General features: G+C 44.0%; 15 protein-coding genes. 10 read left to right on the plus strand and 5 right to left on the minus strand.

Going from position 1 to position 13,063, the window contains the following annotated elements:
* Positions 1-42: 42 nt before the first annotated feature.
* Positions 43-240: a hypothetical protein gene (locus Q4549_RS10145; RefSeq protein WP_303551968.1), complete on the plus strand. Its 198-nt coding sequence runs from the start codon at positions 43-45 to the stop codon at positions 238-240.
* 70 nt (positions 241-310) lie between these two features.
* Here the strand turns inward: Q4549_RS10145 and Q4549_RS10150 are convergent, their stop codons facing one another.
* Positions 311-496 (minus strand): hypothetical protein, encoded by a 186-nt coding sequence (locus Q4549_RS10150; RefSeq protein WP_303511990.1) that lies wholly within the window; start codon positions 494-496, stop codon positions 311-313.
* Between the two features lie 212 nt (positions 497-708).
* Between Q4549_RS10150 and Q4549_RS10155 the strand changes: the two genes are divergently transcribed.
* Together Q4549_RS10155 and Q4549_RS10160 are read left to right on the plus strand one after the other, a co-directional pair.
* Positions 709-1,080: a YbaN family protein gene (locus tag Q4549_RS10155; RefSeq protein ID WP_137673975.1), complete on the plus strand. Its 372-nt coding sequence runs from the start codon at positions 709-711 to the stop codon at positions 1,078-1,080.
* 60 nt (positions 1,081-1,140) lie between these two features.
* The gene (locus Q4549_RS10160) at positions 1,141-1,419 is read left to right on the plus strand and encodes a DUF2845 domain-containing protein (RefSeq protein ID WP_137673976.1); all 279 of its coding nucleotides are present in this window, start codon (positions 1,141-1,143) and stop codon (positions 1,417-1,419) included.
* A gap of 32 nt (positions 1,420-1,451) precedes the next feature.
* On the opposite strand, the gene hemL is transcribed toward Q4549_RS10160, so the two are convergent.
* On the minus strand, positions 1,452-2,735 hold the full coding sequence (hemL, locus tag Q4549_RS10165) for a glutamate-1-semialdehyde 2,1-aminomutase (RefSeq protein WP_303551962.1): 1,284 nt from the start codon (positions 2,733-2,735) through the stop codon (positions 1,452-1,454).
* Between the two features lie 148 nt (positions 2,736-2,883).
* Here hemL and Q4549_RS10170 point away from each other — a divergent pair, with 148 nt between their 5' ends.
* From Q4549_RS10170 to Q4549_RS10185, 4 genes are all read left to right on the plus strand, one after another.
* Positions 2,884-3,543 (plus strand): DUF6776 family protein, encoded by a 660-nt coding sequence (locus tag Q4549_RS10170; protein WP_303511997.1) that lies wholly within the window; start codon positions 2,884-2,886, stop codon positions 3,541-3,543.
* A 69-nt stretch (positions 3,544-3,612) separates the two neighbouring features.
* Positions 3,613-3,972: an iron-sulfur cluster insertion protein ErpA gene (gene erpA / locus Q4549_RS10175; protein ID WP_137673979.1), complete on the plus strand. Its 360-nt coding sequence runs from the start codon at positions 3,613-3,615 to the stop codon at positions 3,970-3,972.
* A 186-nt stretch (positions 3,973-4,158) separates the two neighbouring features.
* Complete coding sequence (locus Q4549_RS10180; RefSeq protein ID WP_303551960.1) at positions 4,159-5,262, plus strand: efflux RND transporter periplasmic adaptor subunit; 1,104 nt, start codon at positions 4,159-4,161, stop codon at positions 5,260-5,262.
* A complete protein-coding gene (locus tag Q4549_RS10185; RefSeq protein ID WP_303512002.1) occupies positions 5,262-8,390 on the plus strand; it encodes an efflux RND transporter permease subunit in 3,129 nt (1,042 codons plus the stop codon). Before Q4549_RS10180 ends, Q4549_RS10185 begins: the two co-directional genes overlap by 1 nt.
* A gap of 141 nt (positions 8,391-8,531) precedes the next feature.
* On the opposite strand, the gene Q4549_RS10190 is transcribed toward Q4549_RS10185, so the two are convergent.
* The 3 genes from Q4549_RS10190 to Q4549_RS10200 all read right to left on the minus strand — a co-directional run bounded on the left by Q4549_RS10190 (position 8,532) and on the right by Q4549_RS10200 (position 10,699).
* On the minus strand, positions 8,532-9,746 hold the full coding sequence (locus tag Q4549_RS10190) for a hypothetical protein (RefSeq protein WP_303551958.1): 1,215 nt from the start codon (positions 9,744-9,746) through the stop codon (positions 8,532-8,534).
* Positions 9,715-10,029, minus strand: a complete 315-nt coding sequence (locus Q4549_RS10195; RefSeq protein WP_303551956.1) for a hypothetical protein — start codon at positions 10,027-10,029, stop codon at positions 9,715-9,717. The genes Q4549_RS10190 and Q4549_RS10195 overlap by 32 nt, the downstream gene beginning before the upstream one ends.
* Positions 10,030-10,273: 244 nt before the next feature.
* Positions 10,274-10,699: a MarR family winged helix-turn-helix transcriptional regulator gene (locus tag Q4549_RS10200; protein ID WP_303551953.1), complete on the minus strand. Its 426-nt coding sequence runs from the start codon at positions 10,697-10,699 to the stop codon at positions 10,274-10,276.
* A gap of 100 nt (positions 10,700-10,799) precedes the next feature.
* Between Q4549_RS10200 and Q4549_RS10205 the strand changes: the two genes are divergently transcribed.
* The 3 genes from Q4549_RS10205 (at position 10,800) to Q4549_RS10215 (ending at position 13,026) form a co-directional block, all read left to right on the plus strand.
* On the plus strand, positions 10,800-11,531 hold the full coding sequence (locus tag Q4549_RS10205) for a siderophore-interacting protein (protein ID WP_303551951.1): 732 nt from the start codon (positions 10,800-10,802) through the stop codon (positions 11,529-11,531).
* A gap of 48 nt (positions 11,532-11,579) precedes the next feature.
* A complete protein-coding gene (locus tag Q4549_RS10210) occupies positions 11,580-12,431 on the plus strand; it encodes an SDR family oxidoreductase (RefSeq protein ID WP_303551948.1) in 852 nt (283 codons plus the stop codon).
* Positions 12,432-12,600: 169 nt separating this feature from the next.
* Positions 12,601-13,026: a MarR family winged helix-turn-helix transcriptional regulator gene (locus Q4549_RS10215; protein ID WP_303551946.1), complete on the plus strand. Its 426-nt coding sequence runs from the start codon at positions 12,601-12,603 to the stop codon at positions 13,024-13,026.
* Positions 13,027-13,063: the final 37 nt, after the last annotated feature.

Below are 13,063 nucleotides of genomic sequence, written 5' to 3' on the forward strand. Positions count from 1 at the left end.
AGTACAGTCGCCGTTTTGTTAAGCAGATAAAGTATTAGGAGAATGATGATGAAAGCCTTAACCACCAGTTTACTCAGCGTTGTGTTTGGTTCAGCCTTAATGTTTAGCGCTGCTAGCCAAGCCTCTTTTACTCCAGCCAATAGTGCTCAGGGTAGCGTACAAATAGGTACTAGCGGTGTTGACCGTCATACTTGTCAGCGTGAAGCATTACGTGGTGAAGTACAGTCGCCGTTTTGTTAGGTGAACAGATTCCAAAAAAGGCGATGTGAGTTCACATCGCCTTTTTTGATCTGCTTGCTTGTTGGCTAGGCTAAGCAGTTGGTCGGCAACGATCACTAAAGCTAGGTTGCTCAAAGTAGTCGTTGAGCAAAGCTAATAACTCTGAGTCTTGAGTGTGTAATTGAGTATTGCTTAAGGCAATGGTTGGCAAACCTTTGCTAGTTGCTTGAGTCTTTGTAGGGCGAATAGTGGTTTCTTTTTGAAATGCTTCAAACATAACGAACTCCTAAATATTAGTTCGCGCCTAGAGGCGCTTTAGCGGTATTTGTTAGCCGCCCGCAAGTTGTTGATTAAATCGGCGGCAGAGGTAGAATTACATTTGGCCATCTGGATGTCTAATTATGTTTTGCCACAAGTCATAACTATTAGTTATTTATCGAGTTCTGAAAGAGTAAGATAGCCATTCTGCTTTTGTTTGGGCTGCACTACATGCTAAAACTGTTTTATATGCTGGTCGCTTGGCTATCAGTATTGTTAGGAACACTAGGTATTTTTCTACCTTTGTTACCCACTACGCCATTTATTTTGTTGGCGGTAGCTTTGTTTTCGAAAAGCTCACCGCGTTTCGAAGCCTGGTTACAACAGCACCCTACCTTTGGCCCCTTAATTAATGATTGGCACCAACATGGTGTGGTGAGCCTCAAAGCTAAATTAAGCGCTACGCTAATGGTCACCATCTCTGCTGGATTAATGCTGTGGATGAATGTGCCTTGGATTGGAAGAATTGTTGCTGGTGTCTGCCTGCTAGCAGTAATGGTGTTTTTGTGGACTCGCCCTTCCACTAAAAAGTTGCTTCGCTAAGCCTCTCTTTTTCTGCCTATAATTCTTATTAAGTAATAAATTTAATATTAAGGGTTGTTGATGCGCATACTGTTTATCGTTTGTAGCTTATTGTTGGCGAATATTGTTCATGCGGGTAATGGAACAGAAGTGTCTAATGTGAATTGCAATGGCACGTGGATCCGATCAGGTACCGATAAGCTTGAGTTGATAAGCGCATGTGGCAAACCAGAATATGAGGAAGTAGTGAGCGGCGATAACTTCAATAAACTTGAAGGCGTGTTGTATAAGATTAACGGCAAGAAATATGTCGTGTACTTAAAAACTGGGCAAGTGGTGAAAATAGAGTGGTTACGTTAAACCGCGCCCTTAGCGAGCGCGGTTTGATAAGCTTATTTTAGTTGAGCAAAACAGCGTTCTGCCGCCTCAATGGTGGCGTCGATATCCGCTTCGGTATGCGCATACGAAGTAAATGACGCCTCAAAAGCTGAAGGCGCTAAGTAAATACCTTCTTCTAACATCAAGTGGAAAAACGTCTTAAAGCGTTCTGCATCACAAGCACAAGCTTGGGCGAAGTTAGTCACACTTGTTTCTTCGGTGAAGAAGAAACCTAACATTGCTCCTACCTGATTTACGGTCAGTGGAATCTCTTGGCGATCAGCTGCTTCTTTCAGGCCTTTGGCTAAGCGTTCGGTCATTGCATTTAAGTGCTGGTGAACCGTTGGATCTTTAAGTGCAGTTAGCGCTGCTAAGCCAGCAGCCATCGCGATAGGGTTACCCGATAGCGTGCCTGCTTGGTAAACTGGGCCAATAGGCGCCAGTTTATCCATGATTTCTTTGCTACCACCAAATGCGCCTACCGGCATGCCACCGCCAATAACTTTACCTAAGCAGGTTAGATCTGGTTTAACGCCGTAATGTGCTTGAGCACCACCTAGTGATACGCGAAAACCTGTCATCACTTCATCAATAATGAATACCGCTTGGTATTTGTCACAAATCGCACGCAAGCCTTCTAAAAAGCCCTTCACTGGGGGAATACAGTTCATGTTGCCGGCCACAGGCTCAACAATAATACAAGCGATGTCTTCAGGATATTCTGCAAACAGTGCTTCTACCGAGGCTAAATCGTTGTATGTCGCAGTGAGAGTGTGTTGGGCAAAATCTGCAGGAATACCCGGTGAGCTTGGTTGGCCAAGGGTTAATGCGCCAGAGCCTGCTTTTACTAATAGTGAATCGGCATGGCCGTGGTAGCAGCCTTCAAATTTTAATATTTTGTCACGGTTAGTATAACCGCGAGCCAAGCGAATCGCGCTCATGGTCGCTTCAGTACCAGAGCTCACCATGCGCACTTGATCCATAGATGGCACTAATTCACATACAAGGTTTGCCATGTCTATTTCAGTGGCAGTAGGCGCACCAAAACTTAAACCTTTGGCGGCTGCGTCAATCACTGCTTGGCGAATAGCGGGGTGGTTGTGGCCTAAAATCATTGGTCCCCACGACCCAACATAATCAATGTAGCTATTGCCGTCAGCATCATAAATGCGGGCGCCGTCGGCTCGTTCAATAAACACTGGCGTACCGCCCACGCCATTAAAGGCACGCACTGGAGAGTTAACGCCGCCAGGTATGGTTTGCTGGGCTTGGCTAAAGAGTTGTTCTGAGCGAGACATAAAGCATCCTTTAATATCAAAAATACTGGCCGCTTGGGCGCTAAATTGGGCTCACTATAGCAAACTATCAACGGGGGCTACATCTCTGGTTTGTTGCCGGAGATAAATCTGGGTAAACTGTCGTTTTTTCAGGGTAAGTGGGTAGAAAGTGGCAAAGCCGAAGTTGTTAGTGGTGAGTTTAATTGGCGCGTTAGCTTTAACAAGTGTTTATGGTTTATCGGTGGTCGTTGAAGAAAAAGACCAAATGATTAGCCAATTGCAACTGCGTTTAAGCAATGCCCTTGATAGCCAATCGGTTTTACAACAGCGTTTATCCATGGTGCAACTAGAGCAAGATACTGGTTTAGCCGAAGTGGCTCAGCTTAAACGCAATATTGATGAGCTAACCCAGCAAAATGTAAGCATCACCGAAGAGTTACTGGTATACCGAACCATTATGGCGCCCGAGCAACAAGCTGGCGGCATGAAGATAGAGCAGTTACATATCGAGCCTATGCTTAGCCCTGGTTACTATCGTATGCAAGTATTGCTGATGCAGGTTGCGCGCAATAAACGTTGGCTAAAAGGCGATTTAGAATTACTGGTTATCGGTAGCCAAGACCAGCAGCCTGCTCAATACTCACTAAGCGAACTACAGCAAGAGCCCGCTGCACTTAGCTTTAAGTTTCATTATTTCCAAGAAGTAAATGCCGACTTAAAGTTGCCGGATGGGTTTAAGCCGGAGCGCATAGAGCTTACGGCAAAAGTGAAAGGCAATAAGTGGAACAAGAAGGCCGAAATTGTTCATCAGCAAAACTGGCCGAACTAGGATAATACTTGAACAAATTACTCAGGTATTAGATAATCTGCGCTAGTTAACATATTTAAGGAATTGATAGTGTCAGAGCAAGCTGTAACTGAACAAGCCGCATTTCCGATTCAATTTACCGATGCCGCTGCATCACGTGTAAAAGAGTTGGTTGCTGAAGAAGAAAATCCAGCACTAATGTTGCGTGTCTATGTCACCGGCGGTGGTTGCTCTGGGTTCTCTTACGGATTTACTTTCGATGAAAAAGTAAATGAAGGCGACACCTTAGTAGAGAAGCAGGGCGTATCAATGGTTGTTGACTCAATGAGCCTGCAATACTTGGTTGGCGGCATTGTTGATTTTACCTCAGGCTTAGAGGGTTCACGTTTCTTAGTGAACAACCCTAATGCGAATACAACCTGTGGCTGTGGGTCTTCTTTTAGTATTTAGATTTTAATAATAGCTAATGTTTGTATTGTTTTGTAAGCCACCGCAAGGTGGCTTTGTTGTTTCTTAGCCTTAGCACAGGCTTTGTAGCAAATTTGTCAGTAGTATTCTTGAAAGCATATAGATCAAAGGCTCTACCTAGTATACTGATTCTCTTACCATTGAATCGTCAACAGGGAGTGTTTGATTGTGTCTGCCGTAAAACAATTTTTTGCTGCTCGCCCATATATTTTTTCTATCATTATTGTTACCGCAGTCATCTTATGGATGCTCTCTGGACAACTTAGCTCTGCAGAAAAAGTGCCGCTAGATTCGACTAAAACCGAGCATCAACTTACTCGAGTACAAGTTAAAACTTTTACCGCTGAGCCCATCGAACGTAGCTTGCATTTATACGGTCAAACCGAAGCGCGTCGTCAAAGTATTATCTCTGCAGAAGTTTCTGGTCGACTATTGGAATTTTTGGTTGCCGAAGGGCGCCCTATTAAAAAAGGCCAAGCCTTAGCCCGCCTAGATATTCAAGACCGTCGCTCGCAGCTATTACGCGCCGAAGCATTGCTTGAGCAGCGCACTATTGAATATGCTGGTGTAAAAGCCTTAAGCAAGCAAGGATTCCAAGGTAAAGCGCGTTTGGCCGAAGCCAAAGCATCCTTAGTTGAAGCTGAATCAATGGTAAAAACCCTTAATTTGGCGATTGATAACACCTTAGTGCTATCGCCTTACACTGGTATTTTTGAAGAGAACATTGTAGAAGCGGGTGCTTACTTAGGCATTGGTGACCCGATTCTTCGGTTAGCCGATACCCAACAGTTATTGGTACGCACCGACGTATCTGAGCGCGATATCTCCCAGTTAAAGTTAGATAAAAAAGCCTACGTGACCTTGGTTACTGGCCAAGAAGTAGAAGGCACTATCGATTTTATCGCCACCTTGTCTGATGCTAATACCCGTACCTTTAAAGTAGAAGTACTGCTAGAAAACCAAGACCAAAAATTGATGGCCGGCGTTAGTGCCAGTGTACGTATTCCCTTAGAGGAAGTGGCTGCCATTAAAGTCAGCCCCGCTGTATTGGCCTTAGATGAGCAAGGTAACTTAGGCGTTAAAACGGTAGTGGACGACGTGGTGCAGTTTATCCCGGCGGATTTAGTGCGCTCAGACCCAGATGGCGCTTGGTTATCTGGCTTTACTGGCGATAACGACGTAATTGTACTGGGCCAAGGCTTTGTACTTGAAGGTGACAAGGTTGAACCGGTTACCAAAGCGGAGCTACTTGCCCAAGAGAGGCTTGAATAATGCACGCCTTTATTGAAGCGATTTTGTCGCGCACCCGCACGGTGCTGTCGCTGTTGGTGTTTTTGTTTATCGCCGGCATCATTACCTATAACAACATCCCTAAAGAATCGGATCCTGATGTAGAGATCCCGGTGATTTATGTGTCTATTCCGCACGATGGTATTTCACCGCAAGACGCCGAACGTTTGTTGCTTCGCCCTATGGAGCAAGAGCTGCAAGGTTTAGAGGGCATTAAGGAAATGACCGCCACCGCTAGTGAGGGCCATGGCTCGGTGGTATTAGAGTTTATAGTTGGGGTAGACATCGACCAAGCCTTGTCCGATGTACGCGCTAAAGTAGACCAAGCTAAACCTAAATTACCGGCCGGCGGCGACGAACCTGAGGTGCATCAAGTGACCTTGGCCACCGAGCAACCAGCCATTACTGTATTGCTGTCTGGTGACTTGCCACAACGTGCGTTGCTAACCATTGCGCGTGACCTGCAAGACCAAATGGAGACCATGAAGCAGGTATTAGAAGTAAACATTGGTGGTGACCGCGAAGACTTCTTAGAGATTATTGTTAACCCGCTGCTAATGGAATCTTATGGGCTTGACCAAGCCGACATTTACAATTTAGTCAGCCGTAACAACCGCTTAGTTACCGCAGGCACTTTAGATACTGGTAACGGCCGCTTTGCAGTAAAAGTACCAGCAGTATTTGAAAACGTGAAAGACGTTATCGAGTTACCGATTAAAGTGGACGGTGACCGCATTGTGACCTTTGGAGATGTAGCATCTGCACGCCGCACCTTTAAAGACGCTAGCACCTATGCTCGAGTAAACGGCAAACCCACTATTTCTTTAGAAGTGAGTAAGCGCCCCGGCGAAAACCTGATTGAAACCATTGAACAGGTTAAGCAGCTGATAGCCGACGAACGTAAGTTTTGGCCAGACTCAGTGATTGTGGATTACGCTGGCGATAAATCAAAAGACATTCGCACCATGTTGTCGGAGCTGCAAAACAACATTCTGTCAGCGGTATTACTGGTAGTGGTGGTGATTATCGCGGTAATGGGCGTGCGCTCATCCTTGTTGGTCGGCATTGCTATTCCTGGCTCATTCTTAGCCGGTATTTTGGTGTTATCTCTGGGTGGTCTCACCATTAATATGATTGTTTTGTTCTCACTGATTATGGCGGTGGGCATGCTGGTGGATGGTGCCATTGTAGTCACCGAGTTTGCCGATAGGCAAATGAGTGAAGGCGTACCACGGCACCAAGCTTACTCGCTGGCATCACAACGTATGGCATGGCCAATCATTGCTTCTACCGCAACTACCTTAGCGGCGTTTGCACCGTTGCTGGCGTGGCCGGGCATGGTAGGCCAGTTTATGGGCTATTTACCTTTAACCTTGATTGCCACCTTAAGTGCTTCGCTGGTGATGGCGTTGATCTTTGTGCCTTCGCTAGGCAATATTTTTGGTCGCCCGCGTAAGCTAAGTGCTAAGCAGCAACAAGCGCTGATTAAAGCTGACCAAGGACAATGGAAAGACCTACAAGGTTTAACAGGTGTCTATTTACGGGTATTGCATAAGGCAGTAAATGCACCGTTGCGCGTATTAGCTTTGGGCATTGTTATCGCCGTTGTGGTGATTATGGCCTACGGCAGTGCTGGTAAAGGTGTGGAATTTTTCCCAGACGTAGAACCCGTGGGTTATAACGTGATCGTGCGCTCTCATGGCGATTATTCTACCGATGAAAAGTTGCAAGTGATGTTAGAAGTAGAGCGTAGGATCGTTGAGCTTGATGATTACGACACCCTTTACACCAAAGTCGGTGGTGATCAGTTAGGCGATATTCGAGTAAACCTTAAAGACTGGAATGAGCGTCGTCCAGCTAACGAAATCATTGAAGATATGCGTTCGCGCTTAGCGCCCATCGCTGGTTTAGAGATTGAGTTTCGCAAAGACAAAGCAGGCCCACCAGCAGGTAAAGATGTGCAGTTAGAGCTTAGTTCTCGCTTCCCAGAGCGCTTAGAACCTATGGCGAAAAAGATCCGCACCATGGTGGACGATAATCCGCACTTTGTTAACGCCGAAGACTCTACCACTAAGCCAGGCATTGAATGGCAGCTTAAAGTTGATCGCGCAAAAGCCGCCCGTTTTGGCGCCGACGTAACGCTGCTGGGTAATACGGTGCAGTTTGTGACTAATGGTTTGAATATTGGTGATTACCGCCCCGATGATGTGGATGACGAGCTAGAGATTCGCGTCCGTTTCCCAGAAGAGAACCGCAGCATTAGCCGCCTAAGTGAACTACGGGTTAAAACGGGATACGGTTTAGTGCCTATCACTAACTTTGTTTCTTTAGAGGCTAAGCCTAAGCAAGACGTGATTAACAAAGTGGATGGCCGCCAAGTTATTACGGTTAGTGCAGATATGGCGCCAGGGCAAAATCTAAGTTTAGAGTTGCCGCTATTACAAGAGCAGCTTAAACAACTTGAGCTAGATCCATTGGTTGAGGTGAAACTTCGCGGCCAAAACGAAGACGAACAAGAAACTATGGACTTCTTAGGTAAGGCCTTTATGGTGGCGCTATTTGTTATGGGGCTTATTTTGGTTACTCAGTTTAATAGCTTCTACCAAGCTTTGCTTATCCTGTCGGCGGTAGTGTTTTCTACCATTGGGGTATTGCTGGGGTTGTTAGTGGCTGGCCAAGCATTTGGCATTATTATGAGTGGCCTAGGAGTAATTACCTTGGCGGGAATTGTGGTGAACAACAATATTGTATTGATTGATACCTACAATGTACTACGCAGGCAAGGTATACCGGCGCAAGAAGCCATTATGCGCACTGGTGCGCAGCGTTTACGCCCAGTAATGCTAACTACCATCACCACTATTTTGGGTTTAATGCCGATGGTGTTGCAGCTGAATATTGATGTATTCGAACGCACGATTGAAGTGGGTGCCCCCTCTTCACAATGGTGGTCGCAACTGGCTACGGCTGTAGCGGGGGGGTTAAGTTTTGCTACTTTGCTGACTTTAATTCTCACGCCATGTTTATTGATGTTAGGCGCTAAGTTTAGCCGCAAAGATAAATACGCTGAGCTTGAAGAAGCCAAAGAGCAAGAGATGTTGGGAGCGTAGTAACAAGAAAGCCTGCTTAAGCAGGCTTTCTTTATGTGGTCTTTCTAAGGGCCTGTCATTTCGCCTTTTTTAGCGTTAAACATCAAATCTTCCTTTTAAAATTTTTTCTACACAAGTATAGTACAGGCAATTGGCGACCATTCAAACATATTTCTCGTCTTCAGTCTGAGTATTCTCATCACTACTAGCTTCTTCTCGGTTGACAGAGCCTTTAGCTGAGCCGGTAACTTTGCTAAGCCTAAACGAAATACTGTCATCTGGTAGTAACTCCTTATGTATTATTTCTTTAGGTGTTATGCCATCCTTTTTCTTTGCTTCCAGAACAATTTGAGATGTCTCACCATTAGATAGCTCAACATCTACTTGGAAGTCGATTTCAGTATGATTAAACAAACTGAACCTTCGACTTTCAGTGTATCGACTGGAGTTGAATGTCCACTTCTTATTTATGTGTTCCCAAGCCCATACATTGGTTTGATAAAGAACCTCTTTTTCTGCCGGGATATCTATTGAATGGGTAGTATTATAGCTGTTTTCATCGGCAGTTAACTGAGCTATGCCTGATAGTAGGTGCTTTTCTTTAGAGTTGCCTGTTAATTTACTGATAATTGAAATTTCATGGATCTCACCAAGAATTTCAGTGTTTGGCTTACTTTCTTCTACGCTAAACCCCCATGGCATATTTGGGTGAGAGAAAGAGCAATTATTATGAATATTTTTGATTACGGAGTGAGACTTAATCGATATTTTTACAAAACCGTCGCTTTCGGAGTAATCGCATATAGATACAATTCGTTCAGTTGTTTCATTAATGCATGCAAGCTCAGATACTTTATCTATGAGGTGCTTAGATAATATACTTTCAGTTTGAACCGTTGGAAAGATGTGTTCCACTTTTCTACTAAGGCGCTCATCCTCAGGTTGTTTTATAGACCTGACGGTTAACACTAAGCCGACTAAAACAAAAAAAACTAAGCTATCAATAGCTGAAGATGCGTAAGATTTTATAAACTCACTGGGTTCTCCAAATTCTTGGATAATGTGATCTAAATAGCCAACTCCAGAGCTAGCTTCTTTTATATATATTAGAACAATAAAACACCAGCTCGCATAAATTAGAAAACCTACAATTGGTGCTAGACCAAGTTTTCGAATTAGAGCTTTGATAAAAAAAATAGTATTGTATTTTTTAAGGCGCAAAAAAAATAGGGTTGCGATTAATAGCCCCAAAAGGCTACTGAGATATCTAGGAGTGGACGGAAAAAGTATTAGTGATAAAAGGATCCCAATACTCCAAAATACAGTTAGAGAATAAATCTGTACTTTATTTTCTTTTATTGTGTTTAATAACATCATCAGCTTCCAAAAACTCAATAATTGATACAGCACCATAATGCTCTAAGCTACCGCAATTAGCACAAATTCGAAATACTGTGGGGAACACAACTTTATCGGAGTTCATTAATGAGTGTTTAATCACACGTACATAATTATTAGCATCGTCATTTTCTTGTACGCTAACTTGGAGAGATAACTCACCGCAACGCATACATTTCCTTGATATATTTTTGTTTGCTAGATAGTCTGAAAAGTCCTCTAATGTAATCTCGGATAGAGAGCGCTCTAAATATTTAGACATAAATAACTACCTTTAATTTTCTCATATAATAATCAATTTAGTAGGCAACCTACGAGTAAAATAAGAATGAATTTTTCCTTTTTTCTTTCGCTAAATTTACAGCTTTTCAGAAAGAGGATCAATTACCTATAACTCCAATTTAGTGTAAGAGAAATTGTATACATAAGTATATAAAATTTTAAGACTGTTCTAGTTAATTTTCTGTTGGTAAATTCTTTAGTTACTAGGTCTCAGCTTAACTCTATTACTTACGAAGGTTATTTGAAATCACCCCTGCTATTCGGCTGAACTCTTTTAACTCTTCATCACTTAAATTCTGCTTCATCTTTATACTTACTTTGCTCTGTGTATCGGCGATAAGCGCGGCTAGCGCTTGGCCTTCCTCAGTTAGTGATAAAAACTGGCTTCTTTTATCTTCTGGATTGGCGGTTTTTGTTAGCCAGTTATTGCTAATCATTTCTTTAACTAGGCGAGCAATCTGCGCTTTGTCTCTTCCCAAAAATTGAACAATGTCATTGGCCGTGCAGGCTTCTGAGTTGTGAATATAGCTTAGACATTTTACATGCATGCTGTTTAAACCTAACTCGTTAGCTTTAAGTGCCGAACGCATGGTTAAGCGGTATGAATGTGCAATGCTGAAAATGGTATTGGAAATCGAATGGTTATCCATAGATCCTACTTTGATATTTTGTTGACAATGTCAACTTAATTAAACTATAGTAGACCTTATCAACTTAATTGGTGTTGTTCAAGCTAAAGAAGGAAACACTTTGAAGCCAAAGATGCGATTAACCCATGTTTCTAATATTGTTGAGCTTTCGCCACATTTACGCCGAATAGTAGTAACAGGCGATAGCTTAGGTGACTTTCCTATTGGTAAAGAAGGCGCTCATGTAAAAGTTGTTTTGCAACAAAGTACCCAAAAAGATCCCATACTGCGTTCGTATACTATTCGCTCTTTTAGCGCAGAAACCAAAGAACTCGCCTTGGATTTTGTGGTTAATCGCCATAGTGGGCCAGCGACCGACTGGGCCAAAAATGCAAAGGTGGGCGACAGCCTCGGTATCGCTGGGCCAGGTCCAATGAAAATGACTCAGTATCAGCATGATAGCTACTTGCTAGTGGGCGATATCACGTCGCTAAATGCGATTAACGGCTATGTGCCACGCTTTAATAAAAGTGCCGAAGTAAACGTGGTGATTAGCGTACCGACTCGTGCAGACATTATCGAAATGGATTACCGCGACTCGGTGCATACCGAATGGTTTGTTGAAGATGAAGCTACTGGCACGTTAGAGCAAGCTGTCTTTGAGCGGGCTAAAAACATGCCTCTAGATACCCAGGTATTTTTGGGGCTTGAAGCGAGAAGTATTCGCGCATTACGCCCGGTTCTGCAGCAAGATATTAGCTTTAATAGATTGAATGTTTCGGCAGTAGGGTATTGGAAACAAGGCGTAAATGCCGACCGCTTTGGCGCTCAGAAGAAGGCTCAGCCTCTGTAAGATTGCTAGATGACTTAAGACCACAATATTGAGATGAGGACGAACACCGTGAAAATTGCAATAACCGCCGCTAACGGCCAGCTAGGCTCTGCAATCGCTAAAGCGGCTATCGCTTTATTGTCGAAAGAAAACGTAGTGGCACTGGCGCGTACCCCAGAAAAAGCCGCCGCTTTGGGCGTAGACGTTCGCCCTGGTGATTACAATAACCAAGGCCAATTAGAACAGTCTTTACAGGGCATTGACGCACTATTGCTGGTATCTGGTATGGACGCGCCAGATAAGCGCATTGAGCAACACCGAAATGTTATTCGTGCAGCCAAGAACGCAGGTGTTAAAAAGATTGTGTATACCAGCGTACAAGGCGCAGAACAGGGAACGGCTTTTTCACCGGTGATTCAAAGCAATCGCCAAACCGAGCAAGATGTGCGAGAAAGTGGCCTAGACTGGGTGATTGGTCGAAATGGCATCTACATTGAACCTGATATTGAATATCTAGAAAACTACAAGAAGTTAGGGGTAATCGCTAACTGCGCCGGTGACGGAAAATGCGGCTATACCACGCGTTCCGAATTAGCCCATGCTTATGCATGTATGCTCAGTGATGATAAACACAATGGCAATACCTATAACTTACATGGCGAGGCGCTTAGCCAATACGACTTAGCGGAATATTTTAATCGTGCTTTCAACACCACGCTGCGTTACACCCCCATGTTGGTTGAAGAGTATAAACAAGAGCGAATTGCTGAACTGGGTGAGTTTATCGGAACAGTAATTTCAGGTATTTATGACGGTATTCGCCAAGGCGAAGCGGATAACCCAAGCCATTTCTTAGCAGCAACGGGTCGACAGCATCAAGCTTGGGATGATTACTTTTCCAGTTTAAACAAACCTTTATGATTGAGTGACTAAGGTGCAGTTAAAAACTGGATTGGTTTACTCTTAATATTTAGTTGATTGGAACAACTAAATATGCCAACATAGTTGTCGCAGTCAACTATGTTGGCAGCACAGCCTGTCTCACACGCTTATTCGCTATTTTACTCAGTTCATCTCGTTTGGAGAAATCGTGCCGATTCATCGTTCTATTAATCACGCCTTGCGAGATATTCGCCTGAAAACGCGAACCAAAATGATGGCTGAGGTAAAGCGCCAACAGGTGGACTTTTCTCCCCTAGAGCACAAGGCAATGAGCGATATTGCAGCCTGCGAAGGCGCCTCTCAGCAAACGCTAGTTGTGTCGATGAGTAAAGACAAAGCGCAAATAGCGCGGGTAGTAGCCCGTTTACTGCGACAAGATCTCATCACTAAGCACGGCAATCCAGACGATAAGCGAGCAGTATTGCTGGCCTTAACTGAACGTGGGCAGCAGTTGCTCGCATGTTTGGACAAAGTGGAAATGGAGATCGTTAATGACATGCTGGAGGACTTTAGTGAAGAAGAGTCTCAGCTGTTTTGCTCGTTGCTGCATCGAGTTAATCACAACTTAAAGTAAGCACTGTCTTAATCAATGAACTAAGTCTTCTTCTCGC

Origin of the sequence: Agarivorans sp. 2_MG-2023 (assembly GCF_030548085.1) — a bacterium.
In the GTDB taxonomy this organism is placed as follows: Bacteria; Pseudomonadota; Gammaproteobacteria; order Enterobacterales; family Celerinatantimonadaceae; genus Agarivorans.